The sequence below is a fragment of the Aquaspirillum sp. LM1 genome, from assembly GCF_002002905.1.
Classification (GTDB): domain Bacteria; phylum Pseudomonadota; class Gammaproteobacteria; order Burkholderiales; family Aquaspirillaceae; genus Rivihabitans.
On the sequence record NZ_CP019509.1, the window covers coordinates 2036083 to 2052597 of the forward strand.

The window sequence follows — 16515 nt, forward strand, 5'->3', positions numbered from 1 at the left end:
CGGCTGGACTGGCAACGTCGGCAAGCAATGAGTCCGTGTATGTCAGTGTAATGGAATGTTGTCGGATTTTGCGCCATGCTGGACTTTGGCCGGCAAGCTTCACAAGCGGGGGAGGGGTAGCGTTCTCTGGCTGGGTTGTTCGCGCCATGCTGACCTACAGCTTGAGCCGGCGCTTGTTCACTTTATCCAGGATGACATGCATGAGCATTGCACTGATTTATACCGTTCTCCCCGGTGATAGCTATTTTTCCATTACCCAGGGCATTGATCTGAGCGCCGGCGTCAGTGTTCAGACGATTGAAGCCGCCAATCCTTCGATTGCCGCCAGCCGCCTGATGCCAGGGCAGGTGCTGAATATTCCGTCAGCGCACAATGCCAGCGAGATTGTCCTGCATTACACCGTGCAGCCAGGCGACAGCTATGCATTGATTGCCCAGCAATTGGCCTTGTGCGCCAACCTGACGGTGGCCGAGCTGGAAGCCGCCAATCCTGGCTCGGCCCCCACTGCGCTGCAGCCCGGGCAAACGCTGCAGGTTCCCCGCCCGCAGGATACCCCAACCGACCCGGTGTCACCGGATGCAAGCGTGCTGGGCTACTGGTGCTGGAGCTGGGACGCCGGCAGTGCGCCAGCCGGGGCCAATCTGGGCATTGCCTTCAGCGGCTGGGTCAGCCCGGACGAGGCCTTGAGCAACAGCCTGGCGGTGGTGAATCAGTTGCAGGGCAAGAAATTCATTTGTCTGGGTGGCGGCAATAGCAGCGGTGCCTGGAGCAATGACGCGGTGAACGCGGTAACCCAGGCGATTGAAGCCAATCGTTTTGCCGGCTATCACGGCATTGCTTACGATATTGAAGAAGGCAGCGCCGGCCTGGAAGCGCAGTTTGCTGCCTCGTTTGCCGCCGCCAAGGCCAAGGGCATGACCGTGCTGGTGACGGTCAGCCATTCCTGCCCGTACGGAATTACCGACGCGGTCAGCCTGATGAACAGCTTTTTTGCCAATCGCGATATCGACCTGCTGTCGCCGCAGCTGTATACCACCGGCCAGGAAACCAGCAACGACTACACCGCGCTGAATGTGCCATGGAGCGCTTACGCCCAGGCCCAGGCGGCCATTGTGCCCAGCATTGTCCGCGCCAATCTGTATCCGTCGGCGCAAAGCTATTTTGCTGACCAGGGGGTAACGCTGGGCGGTTTTGTCCAGTGGGCGCAAAACTGAGCGACATCGCGCCGGGGCACGCGCCCCGGCCAATACCGCTTACGCGGGCGCGCGCAACCGGGCGCAGTCGGCGCGAAAATGCACCAGCGCCACCGGCTGGCCATCGCGCTGGCGCGCTTCAACGGCAAACGGCTGGAAACCCAGCGCCGGGTAGCACAACAGCCCGGCCACATTGCCATTAAAGCAGGACACTCTTAGTTCCCTCACCTGCCAGCGGGCGTGCGCCTGCTCGGCCATTGCCGCCATCAGCGCCCGCGCCGCACCCCGGCCTCTGGCCTGCGGTGCGACAATCACATTGCCAATGCAGGCATACTCGCCCGGCTGCTGGCGGTAGCAGTTGGCAAACCCCACTGGCGCGCCATCGGCCAGCAGCAGCGTGCCCAGCTCACGTTCAGCCAGGGTGGCGGCCAGTTGCGCCACTGTCAGCGGAAACTGCGCCCTGGGGTGCAGATAAAACAGCGTGTCGGCATTGTCTACCCAGGCGCATACCGTGGCCAGATCCTCTGGCTGCACGGGCCGGTAGCCGAATGGCTCAAACGGGCTCTTCATCGCATTGCGGAATCAGCCCAAGCAGGTCGGTTTCGCCAATGTCCACCCCGCACTGCGACAGCAAGGTGCTGACCTGGCCGCGATGGTGGGTCTGGTGATTGAAAAAATGCATGATCAGGCTACCGGTAGGACGCACCGCCGGCACGCCTTTCAGGCTGTGGTAGGGCAGTGGGCAGATCAGGTCGTCGGCCTTCAATTCGGTACACCAGTCGACAATGGTTTGGTCGAGCTGGTGGCGATCGGCCGTCAGCGCGGGCAGGGTGTCGTGAATCAGCACATCCACCCGCTGCGGCGCGCTGGTGTGGCGAAACAGCTCCAGGCTGGCATGGCGGGCCGGGTGGCGGGCAAAGCGCGACAGCCACACCCGATCCCCCACCATGATGTGATTCAGCGTTCCCAGCACCGAGCGAAAAAATGCGCCGCGATCCTGAGTCAGCATGTCATGAGGCAGTTCTGCCGTGGCGGCGTACAAACGGGTGTTGATCCATTGGTTGTAGTCCGCCATCAAGCGGATATGGGCAAGCAGGGCAGGCATGATTCCCTCCGACTTTTTGTTGTATGGTGCAGTGCAACATAAGCGTAGCACAGAAGTGCGCCGGGTTGATACGTTCAGGCCCGCCGGCAGGGGTGGTCGCCAGCCAGGCGCAAGTGGGGTGCGCAGCAGGATATTTGTCCGACATTATGCCATGACTGGCTGCCAGAGCAGGTGGATTGGGGAGATTCCACCTGACCCGCGCAGGGGCTGACAAACATTTTATAAAATCATATAATAAATTCACTCGACTATCACTGTTGTCACGGAGCCTGGCATGTCCCCGCTTGTGGAAAGCTTTTACGATCCCGCCACCTGGACCTTCACCTATCTGGTCTACGACCGCCCCGGCGGCACGGCGGCAATCATCGACCCGGTGCTCGACTTCGACCCGCGCTCCGGACGCACCCACACCACCTCGGCACATGCCGTGCTTGACGCGGCGCACGCACGCGGGCTGACGGTGGCCTGGGTGCTGGAAACCCATGCCCACGCCGACCACCTGTCGGCAGCCGACTGGCTGAAAACCCAGCTGGGCTGCTCGATTGGGATTGGCGAGGCCATCCGTCAGGTGCAGCAGGTGTTTGCCGGACTGTTCAATCTGGGCGAACACGCCCCGCGCGATGGTGTGCCGTTTGACCGGCTGTTTGCCGATGGCGAGATTTTTGCCATTGGCGAACTCAGCGTGGAAGTGCTGGCCGTGCCCGGCCACACCCCGGCTGACGTGGCCTATCGGATTGGCGACCATGTGTTTGTTGGCGACACGCTGTTCATGCCCGATGTGGGCACCGCCCGCTGTGACTTTCCTGGCGGCGACGCCCGCCAGTTGTACCGCTCGATCCGCCGTCTGCTGGCACTGCCCGACACCACCCGGCTGATGCTGTGCCACGACTATCCGCCAGCCGAACGCAGTGCGCCGTGCTGTCACTGTACCGTGGCCGAGCAGCGTGCCGGCAATCTGCATGTACACGACGGCGTGGACGAAGCCAGCTTTGTCGAACGCCGGCAGGCGCGCGACCGCACGCTGGACATGCCCACCCTGCTGCTGCCGTCGGTGCAGGTGAATATCCGCGCCGGCCAGCTGCCGCCAGCCGAAGCCAATGGCGTGCATTACCTCAAGCTGCCGGTTAACGCGCTGTGAGCCTGCAACTGTTCAATCTGCTGTGGGTAGGGGCGCTGATTGGCGGCCTGCAGGGCATCACCGGTGCAGGCGGCGGCATTCTCGCCGTGCCTGCGCTGGTGGCGGTGCTGGGCTGGGGGGTGTTGCAGGCCGGGCCAGTGGCCTTGCTCGGGGTGGCCGGCAGCGCTGCGCTGGGCGCGTGGGATGGCTTTCGCCAGGGGCTGGTGCGCTATCGGGCCGCCTTGCTGATGGCCTGCGCCGGCGTGCCGGCGTCCTGGCTGGGCAGCCTGCTGGCGCACTACCTGCCGGGCCGCCTGCTGCTGGCGCTGTTTGCCCTGGTGATGCTGTGGACTGCCTGGCGTTTGCGCCATCGGCAACCCGATGACGGCGCACTGCCAGCATCGCTGTGCCCATTGCACCCGGAGACCGGGCGTTTTGTCTGGCCGCTGCGCAGCCTGCTGATGATCAGCGGGGTGGGCGCGCTGGCCGGGCTGATGACCGGGCTGCTGGGCGTGGGCGGCGGTTTCATTATTGTACCGGCCTTGCGGCGGATTTCTCCGCTGCCCATGCACAGCATTGCCGCCACCTCGCTGCTGGTGATTGCGCTGGTGGGCGCAGGCGGGGTGGTGATGGCCGGCCTGCACGGCTTGCCGCTGCCCATCGACGTGGCCCTGCCGTTTTTGCTGGCCACCCTGGCCGGCATGCTGGTGGGCCGCCGCTTGTCGCGGCGCTTGTCGCAGGCGGCAGTGCAGCGCGGGTTCATTGGCTTGTTGTGCGTGATTGCCGGGTATTTGCTGCTCAAAAGCCTGGCACTGGTTTAGGGATACGCTGAAAAAATCGTCATTCCCGCGAAGGCGGGAATCCAGGTTTTTGATTTTACTAGGTTTTGTTTTTGGCAAAAACGGTTTGTCTGAATAAATCAGCGCGTCCTTAGTTCCCCCTCTGACATTGTTGTGCTGCCTTGCCGTGCTGTCTGCGGAAGCACACCTCGCCAGCATCGCTATGCTGTTTTTTAGCCACGCTTAAACGTTTCATTGGCGTCTGACCAAGCGATCAACGCAACTTTAATCATTCTGGAGAATGCAAGATGAAAACCGCCCACGACCTGGTGCTGGCTGCGCGTGCGCAGATTGAAGAATTGTCCCCGCAAGATGCCCAGCGCTGGCAGGCTGCCACGGCGGCGCGGGTGCTGGATGTGCGCGAACCGGACGAGTTTGCCGCCGGCCACCTGCCCGGTGCGGTGAATGTGCCACGCGGCATGCTGGAATTTCGCATTGGCGAACTGCAACCCGACGGCGATGCGGCCATTTTGCTGTACTGCAAAACCAGTGGCCGCGCCGCGCTGGCCACCCAGTCGCTGCACAGCCTGGGCTACACCCGGCTGCGCTCGGTGGCCGGGGGGTTTGACCAATGGCAGGCCGATGGGTTGAGTGTGGAAAAACCGGTTCTGCCATCGTTTGAATAACCTGGCGGCAACACCGCCGTGCCGGTGAGAGCCACCCGCAGCAGACCATGCCCGGCGGCACGCTTCATGCGACTGTTGAGTTCGCTTTTGCACCGTCCATCCGCGCTGGTTGCTTTGGGCGCTTGGTGGGACAATCCGTGTCATACCTTGCCTTAACCGGATTGTTCGATGACTGCTGCCCGTTTTTTCTGTCGCATTGGCCTTGTTCTCCTGCTTGCCCTGGCTGCCAGCACCCGCGCCGCGACACCGGGCCTGGCGCTGAACCAGCCGATGGGCGAGCCGCTGGCGCGGGCCATGCTGGCGCGGTTTGGCTATGGCGCAACAGAACGCAGCCTGGCCGAATACGCCCGGCTTAGCCCCAGCGCCATGCTGCAGCGCGGCATCCGCGACGGTGCCATGCTGCCCGAAGCGGTGCGCCAGCAGCTGGCCGTGTTACCTGGCTCCCGGCCAACCGACCAGCTGTGGCGCGAGTTCGGGCCGCAGCGTCAGCAGGAAGTGCGCCGCAGCGGCGATGCCATGGCATGGCGCGCGCTGGATCTCGGCGGCCAGGCCATGGTTCGCTCCGTCGTGCATCGGCGCTTGCTGGCCATGGCCAATAGCGACAATCCGGCGCATGAAAGCCTGCTGAGCTTCTGGCTGAACCATTTTTCCGTGCATGTCTACCGGGGGTGGGTGCGCTGGGTGGCCAACGACTACGCCAGCCAGCTTGAAACCGCCATGGCGGATGACCGGTTTGAAACCCTGTTGCGCGCCAGTTTTTACCATCTGGCCATGCATAGCTATCTGGATAATCTGTCCACCGTGTCCCCCGACAGCCCGCTGGGGCGGCGTGGGCGCAGCCGACAAAACGAAAACCTGGCGCGCGAGCTTCTGGAACTGCACACCCTGGGCGTAAATGGTGGCTATACCCAGGCCGATGTGCAGGCGCTGGCGCGCATCATCAGCGGCGTGGCACCGCCGGATCTGGCCGACCCGGCCAGCCTGGCCGAAGGACGTGGCGGTTTTGTGCTCGACCCGGCGCGTCAGGATGATGGCGACAAAACCCTGCTTGGCCAGCATTACCCGGCTGGCGGCGGCCGCGCCGATATCGACCGGGCGCTGCACCAGCTGGCCAGCCATCCGGCCACTGCCCGGCATATCAGCCACAAACTGGCCGTGCGATTCCTGTCCGACCAGCCGTCCGAGGCGCTGGTGGCGCGCATGGCGCAGGTGTTTGTGCGTACGCAGGGCCGGGTGTCAGCCACTTTGTCGGTGTTGCTGGCCAGCGCGGAATTTACCCGCAGCCTGCAGCCGCCAGGCAAATTTCGCGAACCGCTGGACTATGTGCTGGCGCTGAGCCGGGCGGTGTGCCAGGAACGCCCGATCCTTTATACCGAACCTTTGCTGGTGGCCTTGCTGGGCATGGGGCAGGCACCGTTCATGCATGTGTCCCCGGAAGGCTATGGCGCGCGGCAAAGCGACTGGCTGTCCCCGCTGGCAATGGTGCAGCGGGTACGGGTGGCCGACAACCTGGCCATGCAGCGCTGGCGACTGACCGGCCCCGGCGACGCGCCACAGCCCTGCCTGATTGACCCGGCCGCGCTGGCGCACAGCCTGGGGCCGGCGGCAGCCAGCACGCAGGCGGCGCTAACTGGGCTGGACGCCCGCCAGCAAGTGGTGGTCCGGCTGGCGGCACCGGAGGGATTGTGGCGTTAAGTGCGCACCTGCTGGGGGTTAGGAATACGCTGAAAAAATCGTCATTCCCGCGCAGGCGGGAATCCAGAATGTTGATTTTGCGGGATGTTGCTGTTGGCAAACACGATTTTTCTGATTCAGTCCGCGCGTCCTTAGCGACCGCCCGCCATCGCCTGCGCCGGGGTCATGCCCTTGGGCAGGATGATCCACATTTCGCCGGTCTGCTTCATCCGGCCCGCCTGCTCGCCGGCTTCACGGCCAAAGCCCCAGAAAAAGTCGGCGCGCACTGCGCCGCGAATCGCCCCGCCGGTATCCTGAGCGTACATCAGCCGTTGCAGTGGCTGGTTGCTCATCGGATAGCTGGTGGACAACCACACTGGCGCACCCAGCGGGGTGTAGCGCGGATCCACCGCAATGCTGTAGCCATCGGTCAGTGGCACACCCAGCGCGCCCAGCGGGCCGCCTTGGGTGTTGTTCAGCCGGCGGAAAAACACATAGCTGGGATTGCTGTTCAACAGCTCGGCCAGGCGTGCCGGGTTGGCCTGCGCCCAGGCCTGAATGCCCTGCATGGTGGCCTGGCCTGCGGTCAGCTCCCCCTTGTCGATCAGCCATTTGCCAATCGATTTATACGGAAAACCATTCTGGTCGGCATAGCCCACCCGCATCAGTTCACCATTGGCCAGCTCCACCCGGCCTGAGCCCTGCACCTGCAGGAAAAACAGCTCGATCGGATCTTCCACCCAGGCCAGCACCTCGGCGCGCTCCACCCCACGCCCGACTTCAATCTCGCTGCGGGTCCAGTACGGCACCACCTTGTTGCCCTGCACCCGACCGCGCAGGCGCAGGTTTTTCAGTTCCGGATAAATACTGGCCAGGTCTACGGTCAGTAAATCCGCCGGTGGTGCATAAATCGGGTAACGGCCACGCGCGCTGCGCTGGCTGTCGCCACGCAACAGCGGTTCGTAATAGCCGGTGACCAGGCCCTGCAGTTTGTCGCCATCGCTCAAGCGGTAGGGGGTGAAGCGGGTTTGGTAGAACTGACGCACGGCGTCGGGCTGGCGCGCGTCCACCTGAGCGGCGGCGTCGCAGCTGGCACGCCAGCCGGCGCGTTTGCCCAGCGCCTTGCAGCTTTCGCTGAAGGCGCTGAAACCTTCGGCCAGATTGGCCACATTCCAACCCGGCAGGGCGGCCCAGGTGACCGGGATATATTTGGCGTCGGCATCGCTGGCGGGCACGGGCGCTTTGACCACTGGGCCAGTGGGGCGCGGTGGCGTGGATGGCGTGGGCGTGACTGGCGGCGTTGGGGTGGGGGTCACCGGCGGGCGGGCGGGCGGCGGGGGCGGCGCGGTCACGCAAGCAGCCAGCACCAGGGTGGCGCACAGGGACAGAATCGAACGTAAGGTCATCGGGCTGCACAAATGAGAATTAAGCCAACGCCGATTGTACCTGAACCCCGGGGGGAGGCGGGCTGGAGTGAGCGCGGGAACAACCGCCCGCGCGCCTTGCCTTCACGCCCGCAAGCGCCGGTACAGCGTGGCCCGGCTGATGCCCAGCTGGCGGGCGGCAGCGGAAATATTGCCGCCGCAGGCACTCAGGGTATGCTGCATGGCGCGCTGCTCGATGTCGGCCAGCCGGCTGGCCTGGCTATGGCTGGTCAGCAGGGAGGGCGGCATCATCCGCATGGAAAAATCTTCGTCCAGATGACAGCAATCCAGCGCTTCCAGCGGATCGTCGCGGCTGGCCAGCGCTGAGCGCAGCACGCTGCGCAGCTGGCGCAGATTGCCCGGCCAGGGATGTTGTTCCAGCCAGCGGCCAAGCGCCGGGCTCAGGCTCACCGGCAGGCCGTGGTTTTCTTCCGCCAGCAGACGCTGGCACAGCGCCAGGCGGTCGCTGCGCTCGCGCAGCGCCGGCAGGCGCACGCGCACCCCGGCCAACCGGTAGTATAAATCTTCGCGAAACCGCCCCTCGGCCACCGCCTGACGCAGGTCGCGGTGGGTAGCGCAGACAATGGCAATATCCACCGGCTGGGCCTGACGCCCGCCCAGTGGACACACTTCGCGCTCCTGCAGCACCCGCAGCAAGTGCGCTTGCAAACTAAGCGGCATATCGCCAATTTCATCCAGAAACAGCGTGCCGCCGTCCGCCTGGGCAATCCGGCCAACATGGCCCTTGCGCCGCGCGCCGGTAAATGCGCCGTCCTCGTAGCCAAACAGCTCGGATTCGATCAATCCTTCCGGAATTGCCGCGCAGTTCAGCGCCACAAACGGGCCATTGCGCCGGGGGCTGCTGCGATGAAACGCCTGGGCAAACACTTCTTTGCCGGTGCCGGTTTCGCCTTCGATCAGCAGCGGAATATCCTTGCCGACAATGCGCAAGGCCCGCCGCGCCGCGCTGTCCAGCTGCGGATCGCCGCCGGTCAGCGCCATCAGCGTGCGTGGCAGGCCCGGACTGGGGGCCGCGCTCAGCAGGGAAGGCGGCAAGGGGTCGTCGGTCACCACCCGGCGCACATGGCCGCGCCACAGCCGGCCCTGATGGTCGGCCAGCGGGTGGCTCTGGCCGGGCGCGTGCAGCGCGCGCTGGGTCCAGCTGGCAAAGTCATCGGCAAACAGCTGGGCAAAACGCCAGCTGGGCAGCACCCTGGCGTCGGGGGCAAACTGGTGGCGGGCCGGCGCACAGGCGGCCAGCCAGTCGCCGTGCGCGCTGAACACCAGTTGGTATTCCGCCCCGGCCTTGCCGCTGGCGTCAGCGTCGGCCACGCTGAGCAGCCAGTGGCCAGCCGCCTGCTGGTGCAGCAGGCGCTGTTCAATGCCTTGTGCGGCCAGGCTGACCAGTGCCAGGGTGTGTGGCTGGCGGTGCCGACACGGCCCGGTGATGCCCAGCACCCCGGCGCGCCGGCCACAGGGCAGGCGCAGCGGCGTGGCAGCACAGGTAAGCTGGCGCAAGGCGGCCAGATAATGTTCCGGGCCATGCACGGTCAGCGCCTGGTCGGCTTCCAGCGCCGTGCCAATGGCATTGGTGCCACAGCGCGCTTCGCGCCAGTCTGCGCCCAGTTGCAGGCCCAGCGCGTCCAGCTGGTCGAGCAACACCGGCTCGCCCAGCCGGTCCACCACCACCCCGTCGGCATTGGCCAGCACCACTGCGCTGCCACTGGCGGCCAGCTGGCTGGCCAGGGTGGCCAGCAAGGGTGCCGCCGCCCGCAACAAGGCACCCGCCTGCTGGCGCAGCGCATACGCCTGGCTGGCGCTGGCCTGGCCGGCGGGCAGGCTGTGGCTGGACAGGCCGGCAGCCTGACAGCGTTGCCACGACTGCGCCAGCAGGGCAGGCAGCGGGCTGCGGGTGTCACCCAGCTCGGGCGGGAGGGAAGTTTCCAGGGCCATCGGCAGTTCCTCGTCGGCGTTTTCTTGTTCGACATCCAGCAGGCGGGCCATGCGTTGCTTGCCCTGCCCCCTGGCTTTCTACAAGTAAACTGCCGTGTCGGGCTATCCGTCCTTGGTCGGGGTGCCGCCGTCGAGTCGCACCGGCAGGGTGCGGCCTGCCCCTATCGAGCCAGCAACACGCAGGCCAGCGCCAACCCGGCGGGCAGCGCCTGCACCCACCAGATTTTGCGACTGACGGTGCAGCCGCCGTACACGCCAGCCACGATCACGCAGCCCAGAAAAAACTCGGCCAGCCCCGCCGGGCTGCCCGGCCACAGCGACCACAGCAGGCCAGCGGCCAGAAAGCCGTTGTACAGGCCCTGATTGGCCGCCAGCGTGCGGCTTTGAGCAGCATATTCCGCGCTCAGGCCAAACACCCGTCGCCCGGTGGGACGTGTCCACAAAAACATTTCCAGCACCAGAAAATACCCGTGCAACGCCGCTACCAGGGCGGTCAGCCCGATTGCCAGCACAGCCCACATGATTCACTCCTTGCGTAATTGAAAAAAATATTGAAAACGCGCTGGCAACTTACTGGTATTGCGGTTGCGGCAGGGAGGAAAAGTCCACTCTGGCCAGGCTGGCAAAAATTGCCATCAGCCCGGCGCTGGGCGGTGCCAGCTTGCGTTCGGCCAGATTCAGCCAGGCACCGTACACCCGGTGGGTGGCGGCCAGGCTGCCGTCGGCCTTGTGCATGTCCTGGCGGATTTTCCAGCGGCCATAGTCCGGTGTGGCGGCTTCCAGGCGCAGGGAAATCTCCAGACGCTCGCCCAGATGGACTTCACGGAAGTAATCGGTACTTTCCTGGAATAACACCGGGCCCAGGCCAAGGCGGGCAAAATCCTGGCCGGCAAATCCATGGTGGCTGAGCCAGCCCAGCCGGGCGTGGGTGCACAAATCGGCGTAGGCGCTGTGGCGCATATGCTGGTTGGCGTCGAGATCAGCCCAGCGGACTTCGACGGATTGGGTGAAAATAGCGTCTGACACTGTGAACCTCCTTCAAAAAAGAACGATCGTTCTTTTTTACAGCAAAATCGCCCGGATGACCAGAATGACCCGCAAAAAAAACCAGACTCGTGAGCATATTCTGCACCACGCCCTCGCCCTGGCCAGCCAGGTGGGCATTGCCGGCCTGACCATTGGCCAGGTGGCCGAGGCGTGCGGATTATCCAAAAGCGGGATGTTTGCCCATTTTGGCAGCAAGGAAGCGTTGCAGCTGGCGGTGGTGGAAACCGCCCAGTTGCAGTTTGTCAGCGAGACGTTCCAGCCGATTCTGACGCTGCCACGCGGCTTGCCGCGCTTGCAGGCACTGATGGATGCCTGGCTGGCGTGGCTGGACCAGGCCCGCTATCCGGGCGGCTGTCCATTGCTGGCGGCGGTGTACGAGTTTGACGATCAACCGGGGGCGGTGCGCGACGCGCTGGTGCGCGGGCAGGGCTGGCAGCGCGATACCGTGCTGCGGCTGGCGCAGGCGGCGGTGGCGCAACAGCAGCTCCCCGCCGATACCGACGCCGAACTGCTGGCGCTGCTGCTGTTTGGTCTGGTGCAAAGCGCACACCATGATGTGCGCCTGCTGGCGCGGCCAGGCAGCCTGGCGCTGGCGCGACGCGGCGTGAGTCAGTTGCTGACTGCGCCGCCGCGTGGGGGTCCGCCGTCAGGCGGGTAAGGATAGGGCAAATTCTTCAACCAGCAGCTGGTCGGCCTGCTCTGCCGGCACGCTGTGCTGGCGGGTTACGCCGTTTTCGATCCGCTTGAGGCTGTCGCCGAGCAGAATCTTGCGGCCCTGCGGGGTATGCAGCACCACCAGGCGTTTTTGCACAAAAATTGCCTCGGGGTGGGTGGAGTTCAGGTAATTGGCCGGCGCAAAGTCGATCCACTCCTGCGGATGCAGGTCAAAGCCGTACTGATTGGCCCACTGGCCATCTACCCAGGCCTGCAGCAGATACACGCCGTCGGCGTCGCGGCTGAGGCGAAACTGGTCATCATCCTGCGCCACTGGGGTATCCAGCACATCCAGCGCCATCGGCGCACGGATACCGTAACTGCCAAAGCCCAGATCGCACAGCCAGTCGCGGCCATCGGCGCGCACCAGCAGCACCATATGGGTTTTGGGCCGGCGTACCGGATAAAACATGGGCCGGGCGGCCAGCAGGCAATACGGCAGGCCAATGGCCTGCAAGGCCATGGCAAACAGGCCGTTCACTTCGTAGCAATAGCCGCCGCGTGGCTGGTAGACAATTTTCTGCACAATATCTTCCGGCGTCATCGACACCACCTTGCCGGCTTGCACATCCAGGTTTTCAAACGGCACGCTGAACAGCTGGGCGCGCATCAGCCGCGCCAGGGTATCCGCGTCGGCGGCCAGTGGGCCGCTGAAGCCGATGCGATTCAGGTAATCGTCAAGCACAAAATTATTGGCATGCATGGTCTGGCTTTCTCAGGAAGAACGAACACCTGAGCCAGTGTACGCGATGGCGGCGCATGCGCCAGAGACAGCCAGCCGGCAATCCGGGCGGTACAGTTGCGCACGGATCTGCCTGGGGTAGCGCATCCGCCAAGCCGGTGTGGGCCACACGCGGGGGCGCACGACGCCATCGCGCCCCCGCGTGGCGCGCTTACGCCCGCGCCCGTACCGCGCCTGGCGACAGATGCTCAAACTTCTGCCACACCCGGCGCAGGCTGCGCGCCGAGCCAAAGCCTGCCTGTTGCGCGGCACACTCCACGCTTTCGCCACGCTCCAGCCGCTCGCGGGCCAAGGCCACGCGCAGGCGGTGCTGGTAGTCGATGATGCTCAGGCCTGCATGCTGGGCAAACAGCCGGGCCAGATGGCGCGGGCTGACATGCACCCGGTCGGCCAGCTCGCTGACCGGCCAGTGCCGTTGCGGGTCGAGCGCAATCAGGTCTTGTGCGCGGTGCACTGCCGGGTGCAGGTGGTTGCGGTTGGCCAGCCACGGCGACAGTTGCGGGTCGTTGCCCTCGCGGCGCAGATACACCACCATTTCCCGTGCCACCGCCAGCGCCACCGCCGGGCCAGCCTGGCGGGCAATCAGGTGCAGCGCCAGGTCAATCCCGGCGGTCACCCCGGCGCTGGTGTACACCTGGCCGTCTTCAACAAAAATCCGGTTTTCCAGCACGTCGGCCTTGGGGGCCAGGCTGGCCAGCCGGTCGGTCAGCGTGTGGTGGGTGGTGCAGCGCCGGCCATCCAGCAGCCCGGCCATGCCGGCCAGCAGCGAGCCAGAACAGATACAGGCCAGGGTGTGGCTGGGGCGCAGCGTGCGCGCCAGCCAGTCCCGCGTTTGCCGGGCTGCCGGGGTGGCGTAATCCTTGGCGGATTCGGTCACGCCAGACAGCATCACCCAGGCGTGCTCGGGCAAGCGTTCGGGCAAGGCTTCCACTGTGTGCACCGGCAGGCCCAATGAGCTGTTCGGGGTTGGTTCCGGGCCAATCAGATGCAGCCGGAACTTGCCACCGTAGTCATTGGCCAGCCGGAAGGCTTCCGCCGGACCGGCGAAATCCAGCAGGAGAAACCGTGGCAGCAAAACACAATACACATCCACACCCTGCGGACTGGGCCACTCGGCCATGATACGTCACTCCTTACAGGTGTTCTCCCTCGCCCGCGCGCCAGCCTGGCCATTACACCTCCGGCGTCCGGCGCGTGCGCAGCCTGGCAAGGAAGGAACCCCCTGAAACATGAACAATCAATCCGGCCAGCACCAGCGCGCTTCCGGTCATTTGTGGGGAGGACAAGCGTTCATCCAGCAGCCACGAAGCCGACAACAACCCCACTGCAGGCACCAGAAGCGAAAAAGGTGCCACCCGGCCAGCCGGATGGCGGGTGAGCAGCCGGCTCCACAGGCTGTAGCCCAGCAAGGTGGCCACCAGCGCCAGATAAATCACGGCAAATCCGCCGCGCCAGCTTAGCCCCGCCAGCCCCTCGCCAATCCGCGCCGGGCCTTCCAGCAGCAAGGATAGCGCCAGCAAAGGCAGGGGTGGAACCAGGCTGCCCCACACCACCAGCGCCAGGGTGTTGGGGCGATAGCCCGACTGGCTGGCGTGGCGCACCACCAGGTTGGACATGGCCCAGCACAGGGCGGCCAACAGGGTCAGTACAAAGCCGGTCATCGTCATGTTTGCGCCATGAGTGGAGGCAATCAGCCATAAACCGACACTGGCGCACAGCATGCCCAGCAGGTGGTTCAGCTGCCAGCGCTCCTTGAGCCACAGCCCGGCCAGCAGCAAGGTAAAAAATGCCTGCGACTGCAACACCACCGACGCCAGCCCGGCGGGCATGCCGTAGGCCATGGCAGAAAACAGCAAGCCAAACTGGCCCACGCCCATGGTCAGCCCGTAGGCCAGCACATAGCGCCAGGGCAGCGCCGGGCGGGCAATCAGCCAGCCCGCCGGCAGCGCCGCCAGCATAAAGCGCAACGCGCCCAGCAACAGCGGGGGCAAATCGCCCACTCCCCACTTGATCACCACAAAGTTCACGCCCCACACCAGTACCACCAGCAAGGCGGCCATCAGATCATTGAACGGCATCATGCCTCCTGAGTCTTCACATGCCTGTCGCCCCGCGCCGGCAGCAGGGTGGCGCGCAGGCTGCTGGGCGACACCCCATAACGCTGTCGAAACGCCAGGGCAAAACGCGACGGGCAGGTATAGCCGCACACCCCGGCAATCTGTGCAATCGGCTGCGCCGTGGTTTGCAGCAGCATCAGCGCCTGCCCCAGCCGGCAGTCGCGCAGCAACTGGTTAAACGCCTGGCCTTCCCGCGCCAGCTGCCGGCGCAAGGTGGCCGGGCTGCGATGCAGGCGCAGCGCCACCGCATCGGCCAGCCACGGCGCGCCGGGCTGATTGAGCAGCAGCCGGCGCACCTGCTCGCTGACCGTCAGCGCTGCCGGCGGGCGCAGGGCGGCGCGATGGCCGTCCAGCGCCAGCACCAGCAGCAGTTCTTCCAGCCGATGGCTGAACACGCGTGGATCGACCGGCTGGCCCCAGCACGCCAGACAGTGCCGCCACGCCTGCTGCAATGCCGGCGACAGCGGCACGCACGGGGTGGGCGGTGAGGTTGGGCCATCCAGCAAGGCGGCATGGCGATGGGCAAACCCCTCTACCAGCGCCGGGGCCAGCACCAGGCATTCCGAGCGGAAGCCACTGGCCGAAGGCAGGTTTTCCACATCCATCCGGCTGCCCGGCGGGGCCAGCAGCAAGGTGTGTGGACAGGCCAGCGCACGGTGCCCACCCAGGCTGACCCGTTTACTGCCCTGCACCACCTGCACCAGGGTCAGGCGGGGAAATTCAACCGCGCGCATCTGTTGCGTGCGCGCGGCGCGAAACCCCAGCCAGCTGGCCACATCGGGCATATGCCAGGCCGGAAGGTCGGCGGGCGTCAGGGGAAATGCCATGCGGGCTCCAGACGTGAAGGGGTTGAAAAGTGTTCAGGGCAAACCGCCGCCACCCCGTTCAGCGGGCGTACTGCACCGTCAGGCTGGCCTGCCCCAGCGCATGCTGGCGCAGCATATACCCGGTCATCGCCCCGCTGGCTTCGCCGTTCAGCGGCAACTGCTCGCTGGATAGCGCCCAGACGGTAAACTGGTAGCGGTGGCGGCCATGGCCTGGCGGCGGGCAGGCACCGCCATAACCCGGCTGGCCAAAGTCGGTGCGGGTTTGCACCGCGCCCGCCGGCAGACCGCTGACGCTGGCGTTGCGCGGCAGTTCGCGGGTGCTGGCCGGCAGATTGACCACCTGCCAGTGCCACCAGCCGCTGCCGGTGGGCGCATCCGGGTCGTATACGGTAATTGCCAGACTCCGCGTGCCAGCCGGCGGGGTGTTCCAGCGCAGCGCGGGCGACTGATTGCCACCCTGGCAGCCAAACCCGTTGAAGACAAATTCAGCTGCCAGCGGCTGGTCTGGCGACACGTCCGGGCTGCTTAACTGAAAGCGCTCGGCCTGCGCCAGCGTGGACACACTCAAGCCTGCCAGCAACAGGGATACGGCAATACGATGCAACATGGTGAACTCCTTGAAAAGACACAGCCGGGGAGGTTTTTCCCAGCCCAGCCCGGTGGGCTGAAGATGGAGTATGCCGGCTTGCGTTTGCCGGTGGCGTGCGTGGCCGCGCAGTCAGCATGCCAGGCCGCGCATTCTGCGCGATGGCATGCCTGCATCTGCGCAATAAGGCATGGCCCAAGTTGAGCGTACATGACCAGCTTACCCTGATGCCGCTGTCTCGCCAGCCCGCTATCCGGCCAATATCAGGACGGATTCGGCCAATATTGTCCAGTATGGGGTTAGTAGCCAGTCACGCTGAAACACAAGGGTTCATGTCGCCACGAAGAACTACTCGCCGCACGACACCGAGTCATTCCCGCGCAGGCGGGAATCCAGGCGTGTCCACAGCGCACAGCGGGGTGAGTTCTCACGAGCGCTTACCTGCGCCATGCCCACCGCGCACACTGTGGTGCGGTCTGGGTTCCCGCCTGCGCGGGAACGACACGTCAGATGAAACTCATGCCGAAAACGCTCGAGTCGCCTGTCATTCG

The 16515-nt window shown here is 65.1% G+C and carries 17 protein-coding genes; 6 read left to right on the top strand and 11 right to left on the bottom strand.

All coding sequences use genetic code 11. The annotated features are described in order from the left end of the window. Positions 1-200 precede the first annotated feature (200 nt). Positions 201-1214: a LysM domain-containing protein gene (locus BXU06_RS17390; protein WP_171982167.1), complete on the top strand. Its 1014-nt coding sequence runs from the start codon at positions 201-203 to the stop codon at positions 1212-1214. 39 nt (positions 1215-1253) lie between these two features. On the opposite strand, the gene BXU06_RS08680 is transcribed toward BXU06_RS17390, so the two are convergent. Both BXU06_RS08680 and BXU06_RS08685 read right to left on the bottom strand, forming a co-directional pair. After that, positions 1254-1763: a GNAT family N-acetyltransferase gene (locus BXU06_RS08680; protein ID WP_077298702.1), complete on the bottom strand. Its 510-nt coding sequence runs from the start codon at positions 1761-1763 to the stop codon at positions 1254-1256. Continuing rightward, positions 1747-2298, bottom strand: a complete 552-nt coding sequence (locus BXU06_RS08685; RefSeq protein ID WP_077298704.1) for a DinB family protein — start codon at positions 2296-2298, stop codon at positions 1747-1749. The genes BXU06_RS08680 and BXU06_RS08685 overlap by 17 nt, the downstream gene beginning before the upstream one ends. Before the next feature lie 274 nt (positions 2299-2572). Between BXU06_RS08685 and BXU06_RS08690 the strand changes: the two genes are divergently transcribed. The 4 genes from BXU06_RS08690 to BXU06_RS08705 all read left to right on the top strand — a co-directional run bounded on the left by BXU06_RS08690 (position 2573) and on the right by BXU06_RS08705 (position 6575). Beyond that, positions 2573-3436 (top strand): MBL fold metallo-hydrolase, encoded by an 864-nt coding sequence (locus BXU06_RS08690; protein ID WP_077298706.1) that lies wholly within the window; start codon positions 2573-2575, stop codon positions 3434-3436. Next, a complete protein-coding gene (locus tag BXU06_RS08695) occupies positions 3433-4236 on the top strand; it encodes a sulfite exporter TauE/SafE family protein (RefSeq protein ID WP_253189428.1) in 804 nt (267 codons plus the stop codon). Before BXU06_RS08690 ends, BXU06_RS08695 begins: the two co-directional genes overlap by 4 nt. A gap of 266 nt (positions 4237-4502) precedes the next feature. Next, complete coding sequence (locus BXU06_RS08700; protein ID WP_077298708.1) at positions 4503-4880, top strand: rhodanese-like domain-containing protein; 378 nt, start codon at positions 4503-4505, stop codon at positions 4878-4880. Positions 4881-5048: 168 nt separating this feature from the next. Further along, a complete protein-coding gene (locus BXU06_RS08705; RefSeq protein ID WP_077298709.1) occupies positions 5049-6575 on the top strand; it encodes a DUF1800 domain-containing protein in 1527 nt (508 codons plus the stop codon). A 131-nt stretch (positions 6576-6706) separates the two neighbouring features. Here BXU06_RS08705 and BXU06_RS08710 read toward each other — a convergent pair whose 3' ends face one another. From BXU06_RS08710 to BXU06_RS08725, 4 genes are all read right to left on the bottom strand, one after another. Continuing rightward, positions 6707-7960 carry a murein transglycosylase A gene (locus tag BXU06_RS08710; protein ID WP_077298711.1) on the bottom strand — a complete coding sequence of 418 codons (1254 nt, stop codon included), beginning with the start codon at positions 7958-7960 and terminating at the stop codon, positions 6707-6709. Between the two features lie 102 nt (positions 7961-8062). After that, on the bottom strand, positions 8063-9982 hold the full coding sequence (locus BXU06_RS18135; RefSeq protein WP_077298713.1) for a sigma-54-dependent Fis family transcriptional regulator: 1920 nt from the start codon (positions 9980-9982) through the stop codon (positions 8063-8065). Between the two features lie 110 nt (positions 9983-10092). After that, entirely contained in the window at positions 10093-10452 is a 360-nt protein-coding gene (locus BXU06_RS08720) for a DUF1304 domain-containing protein (protein WP_077298715.1), read from the bottom strand. Positions 10453-10501: 49 nt separating this feature from the next. Then, a complete protein-coding gene (locus BXU06_RS08725; RefSeq protein WP_077298717.1) occupies positions 10502-10957 on the bottom strand; it encodes a thioesterase family protein in 456 nt (151 codons plus the stop codon). A gap of 64 nt (positions 10958-11021) precedes the next feature. On the opposite strand from BXU06_RS08725, the gene BXU06_RS08730 reads away from it, so the two are divergent. Further along, positions 11022-11636: a TetR/AcrR family transcriptional regulator gene (locus BXU06_RS08730; protein WP_171982168.1), complete on the top strand. Its 615-nt coding sequence runs from the start codon at positions 11022-11024 to the stop codon at positions 11634-11636. Here the strand turns inward: BXU06_RS08730 and BXU06_RS08735 are convergent. The 5 genes from BXU06_RS08735 to BXU06_RS08755 all read right to left on the bottom strand — a co-directional run bounded on the left by BXU06_RS08735 (position 11625) and on the right by BXU06_RS08755 (position 15985). After that, on the bottom strand, positions 11625-12395 hold the full coding sequence (locus BXU06_RS08735; protein ID WP_077298721.1) for an arylamine N-acetyltransferase: 771 nt from the start codon (positions 12393-12395) through the stop codon (positions 11625-11627). The genes BXU06_RS08730 and BXU06_RS08735 overlap by 12 nt on opposite strands. Before the next feature lie 190 nt (positions 12396-12585). Continuing rightward, positions 12586-13554 (bottom strand): GlxA family transcriptional regulator, encoded by a 969-nt coding sequence (locus BXU06_RS08740; protein WP_077298723.1) that lies wholly within the window; start codon positions 13552-13554, stop codon positions 12586-12588. A gap of 52 nt (positions 13555-13606) precedes the next feature. Further along, positions 13607-14512 carry an EamA family transporter gene (locus BXU06_RS08745; RefSeq protein ID WP_077298725.1) on the bottom strand — a complete coding sequence of 302 codons (906 nt, stop codon included), beginning with the start codon at positions 14510-14512 and terminating at the stop codon, positions 13607-13609. Beyond that, a complete protein-coding gene (locus BXU06_RS08750; protein ID WP_077298727.1) occupies positions 14512-15378 on the bottom strand; it encodes an AraC family transcriptional regulator in 867 nt (288 codons plus the stop codon). The genes BXU06_RS08745 and BXU06_RS08750 overlap by 1 nt, the downstream gene beginning before the upstream one ends. A gap of 58 nt (positions 15379-15436) precedes the next feature. Next, complete coding sequence (locus tag BXU06_RS08755) at positions 15437-15985, bottom strand: YbhB/YbcL family Raf kinase inhibitor-like protein (RefSeq protein WP_077298729.1); 549 nt, start codon at positions 15983-15985, stop codon at positions 15437-15439. Positions 15986-16515 lie beyond the last annotated feature (530 nt).

What these genes read in the sequence shown, in the direction of transcription:
- BXU06_RS08710 (WP_077298711.1), bottom strand. Translation starts at nt 7,960, where the DNA reads ATGACCTTACGTTCGATTCTGTCCCTGTGCGCCACCCTGGTGCTGGCT.
- BXU06_RS08755 (WP_077298729.1), bottom strand. Translation starts at nt 15,985, where the DNA reads ATGTTGCATCGTATTGCCGTATCCCTGTTGCTGGCAGGCTTGAGTGTG.
- BXU06_RS08685 (WP_077298704.1), bottom strand. Translation starts at nt 2,298, where the DNA reads ATGCCTGCCCTGCTTGCCCATATCCGCTTGATGGCGGACTACAACCAA.
- BXU06_RS17390 (WP_171982167.1), top strand. Translation starts at nt 201, where the DNA reads ATGAGCATTGCACTGATTTATACCGTTCTCCCCGGTGATAGCTATTTT.
- BXU06_RS18135 (WP_077298713.1), bottom strand. Translation starts at nt 9,982, where the DNA reads ATGGCCCGCCTGCTGGATGTCGAACAAGAAAACGCCGACGAGGAACTG.
- BXU06_RS08750 (WP_077298727.1), bottom strand. Translation starts at nt 15,378, where the DNA reads ATGGCATTTCCCCTGACGCCCGCCGACCTTCCGGCCTGGCATATGCCC.
- BXU06_RS08680 (WP_077298702.1), bottom strand. Translation starts at nt 1,763, where the DNA reads ATGAAGAGCCCGTTTGAGCCATTCGGCTACCGGCCCGTGCAGCCAGAG.
- BXU06_RS08745 (WP_077298725.1), bottom strand. Translation starts at nt 14,512, where the DNA reads ATGCCGTTCAATGATCTGATGGCCGCCTTGCTGGTGGTACTGGTGTGG.
- BXU06_RS08735 (WP_077298721.1), bottom strand. Translation starts at nt 12,395, where the DNA reads ATGCATGCCAATAATTTTGTGCTTGACGATTACCTGAATCGCATCGGC.
- BXU06_RS08705 (WP_077298709.1), top strand. Translation starts at nt 5,049, where the DNA reads ATGACTGCTGCCCGTTTTTTCTGTCGCATTGGCCTTGTTCTCCTGCTT.
- BXU06_RS08720 (WP_077298715.1), bottom strand. Translation starts at nt 10,452, where the DNA reads ATGTGGGCTGTGCTGGCAATCGGGCTGACCGCCCTGGTAGCGGCGTTG.
- BXU06_RS08730 (WP_171982168.1), top strand. Translation starts at nt 11,022, where the DNA reads ATGACCCGCAAAAAAAACCAGACTCGTGAGCATATTCTGCACCACGCC.
- BXU06_RS08690 (WP_077298706.1), top strand. Translation starts at nt 2,573, where the DNA reads ATGTCCCCGCTTGTGGAAAGCTTTTACGATCCCGCCACCTGGACCTTC.
- BXU06_RS08700 (WP_077298708.1), top strand. Translation starts at nt 4,503, where the DNA reads ATGAAAACCGCCCACGACCTGGTGCTGGCTGCGCGTGCGCAGATTGAA.
- BXU06_RS08740 (WP_077298723.1), bottom strand. Translation starts at nt 13,554, where the DNA reads ATGGCCGAGTGGCCCAGTCCGCAGGGTGTGGATGTGTATTGTGTTTTG.